Here is a 3,554-nt window from a genome sequence, read left to right on the forward strand (position 1 = left end):
TATTTAAGATTTAAATGGGCGGCAATGAGCGCCCTTTATTTTTTCTTTTTTTAATTACTCCTAAGATGTTAGAGCAATATAAAAAATAGCCCATTCTAAGATGGGCTATTTTTTTAAAGATTTAAAGACTAGCAAAGTCAGCTAATCATCTTCACTTACTACGCTGCTACAAACTTGGCACGCGCTGCATGCAGTTTCTTGTAGCTGTCAATTAAACGTAGATGACGATCCAGACCTTCAAGCTGCATATTGGTTTCAGCTAAACCGTAGAAACGTACTGTACCTTCTACTGAACCGAGGACTGCATCCATACGGGCATCACCAAACATACGGCGGAAGTTGTGTTCATAGTCTTCCAGTTCCATTTCATCATCCAGAATGACTTCAAGCACGACATTCATGCACTGATAGAACAGGCCACGTTCAACCGTGTTGGTATTGTATTGCAGGAACTGTTCGACCAGGTCTTTAGCTTCTTCAAATTGCTGTAAAGCCAGATAGATCAGGAGTTTTAGTTCCAGAATGGTCAACTGACCCCATTCGGTATTTTCGTCAAATTCAATCCCGATCAAGGTACGGATTTCGGTGTAATCATCTTCATCTGCTTCTTCCAGACGTTCAACCAGAGCTCCCAGCTGTTCATCATCCAGACGATGCAGGTTCAGGATATCTTCACGATATAAAAGCGCCTTATTAGTGTTATCCCAAACTAGATCTTCAACCAGATAAATTTCAGAATAACCCGGCACCAGAATACGACAAGCAGTTGCACCTAAATGCTGATAGACCGCCATATAAACCTCGTGGCCCATCTCTTCCAGAATGGTAAACAATTCCTGCGCTTCATCGGCATTTGAGTTTTGACCATTATTGGTGAAATCCCACTCGACAAAATCATAGTCAGATTTTGCGCTGAAGAAACGCCAAGATACGACACCACTTGAGTCAATAAAGTGCTCAACGAAGTTATTCGGTTCAGTAACTGCATTTGAACTGAAGGTTGGTTTTGGCAGATCATTCAGGCCTTCAAAACTACGACCTTGTAACAGTTCAGTCAGACTACGCTCTAAAGCGACTTCAAAGTTTGGATGGGCACCGAATGAGGCAAAGACACCACCCGTACGCGGATTCATCAAGGTCACGCACATCACCGGGAACTGGCCACCTAAAGAAGCATCTTTGACCAGTACTGGAAAGCCCTGTTCTTCCAAGCCTTTAATACCTTCAACAATTTTCGGATATTTTGCCAGTACGTGTTCAGGTACATCCGGCAGTGCCAGTTCACCTTCCAGAATTTCACGCTTAACCGCACGTTCGAAAATTTCAGACAGACATTGTACTTGAGCTTCAGCCAAGGTATTGCCCGCGCTCATACCATTACTGAGATACAGGTTTTCAATCAGATTCGATGGGAAATATACAGTTTCACCATCAGACTGACGTACAAATGGCAATGAACAGATACCGCGTGCTTTATTACCTGAGTTAGTATCATAAAGATGAGTGCCTAGTAATTCATCTTCAGGATCATAAATTTCACGGGTATGTTCGTCTAAAACTTCTTCTGGCAATTCACCATTTGGACCTGGCTGGAACCATTTTTCATCCGGATAATGCACAAATTCTGCATTGGCAATATCTTCACCCCAGAACTGATCGTTATAGAAGAAGTTACAGTTCAGACGCTCGATGAATTCACCCAGTGCAGACGCCAGCGCACTTTCTTTGGTTGAACCTTTACCATTAGTAAAGCACATCGGTGACTGGGCATCACGAATATGCAGTGACCAGACATTCGGTACGATATTACGCCAAGACGCAATTTCAATCTTCATACCGAGGCCTGCCAGAATCGCAGACATATTGGCAATAGTTTCTTCGAGTGGTAAGTCTTTACCCGGAATACAGGTCAGGCTGTCTGAAGCCAGATTTGGCATCAACAAAGCCTGCGCATCGGCATCAATGCTTTCAACTTCTTCTATGACAAATTCAGGACCGGTTTGAATGACTTTTTTGACGGTACAACGGTCGATCGAACGCAAAATCCCCTGACGGTCTTTTTCAGAGATATCAGCCGGTAGCTCGACCTGAATTTTAAAAATCTGTTTGTAGCGGTTTTCAGGATCGACGATATTGTTTTGAGACAGACGGATATTGTCGGTTGGAATGTCACGCGCTGCACAATAAACTTTAACAAAATAAGCTGCACACAACGCAGAAGATGCCAGAAAATAATCAAATGGACCTGGCGCAGAACCATCACCTTTATAGCGGATCGGCTGATCGGCGATTACCGTGAAGTCATCGAACTTGGCTTCCTGACGAAGATTATCGAGATAATTGACCTTAATTTCCATGTGGATACCTAAATATTCTTATGTGCCACCACGGACAGATAAGATGCTAAATCTGAATATACAAGCCGAATCACGGAGGAGAATTTGACTCAAAAATAATAATAACCCGGGTTAAACCTTCAACCAGTCAGTTTCAGGATAAGCTCGAGTAAGAATGGGCGCTATTATAGAATCATTTTATGAAATTGATAATGTTTGCTCGAATTTCCTGCAGATTTATCAAAATATCTGTTAATTAAATATTCAGGAAATCTGGCTTTAAGCCGGGAACAGGCTGTTTTTATTGATACTTGCTGTTCCCGACTGGATTTTATGGACTGCGAAATGCGTCTTTTAAATCAGATCAAGATCCAACTTAAAAGTCATAGCCAATACCAAACACAGCGAGATCGCGCTGTTTATCACCAAAACGGTCATAACCACCGAAGATATAGTCACTAGACAAGGTCAACTTCGGCGCAACTTCATAACTCAATCCGGCAGTTGCATAACGGAAAGCATGCTGTTTTGTGGTATTATCCAGCTCATTACCTTCATATTTGCCTTCATCATTAAAATAACCACCTGCTGCACCGACATGCGCACCAAGCTTATCATTAATCTGATGGGTTAGATCCAGGGTATAAAAAGTATCGCCCTGATTGGCATAGGCCACATCATATAAATAGGTCGACACACCCGCTGTCACGCTGGTCTTGTCATTCAGTGCACGACTTACATTCAAACCTAATTCATTTGAAGTGGTATGGCTGCCACCCGGATAATAATAGGTCGCATCCCAAAAATTCCAGTCGTAGTTTTCACTGCTATAGGTATAGCCCACAATAAAATCATGTTCAAATTTATCACGACGATGTGACTTCTTGCCTTCCAGTTCCGGATAGGAATAACCTAAGGTTGAGCCCCAGTAACCGACATAAAAATTACCATAAGCCAGATTCAGCGCTGCCTGTAAAGCAACGTCATCATTTTCTGGTGCATTGGTCAGACCACGAGAGATGTATTTAGAAACTACACTGATGTTTCCACTAGTTTCAATTTTTTTTGCTTCTGCATCGTCTGCAAAACAATAAATACTAGAAACAGCAGCACAGCCGAAAAGGACTGTTTGTTTGAAAATTCTCATAAAATATAAATTATATTAAGCAAAGAATGGATAACACTGAAATCAATTACAGCCTTATCCAGCTTTGGGTA

At 42.0% G+C, this 3,554-nt stretch carries 2 protein-coding genes; both read right to left on the reverse strand.

Going from position 1 to position 3,554, the window contains the following annotated elements; translation table 11 throughout:
* Nucleotides 1-158 precede the first annotated feature (158 nt).
* Nucleotides 159-2,357 (reverse strand): OsmC domain/YcaO domain-containing protein, encoded by a 2,199-nt coding sequence (locus tag B4J23_RS07410; RefSeq protein ID WP_291359698.1) that lies wholly within the window; start codon nucleotides 2,355-2,357, stop codon nucleotides 159-161.
* Between the two features lie 355 nt (nucleotides 2,358-2,712).
* A complete protein-coding gene (locus B4J23_RS07415; protein WP_291359700.1) occupies nucleotides 2,713-3,483 on the reverse strand; it encodes a hypothetical protein in 771 nt (256 codons plus the stop codon).
* Nucleotides 3,484-3,554: the final 71 nt, after the last annotated feature.

This window comes from Acinetobacter sp. UBA3025 (genome assembly GCF_002367915.1).
GTDB lineage: Bacteria > Pseudomonadota > Gammaproteobacteria > Pseudomonadales > Moraxellaceae > Acinetobacter.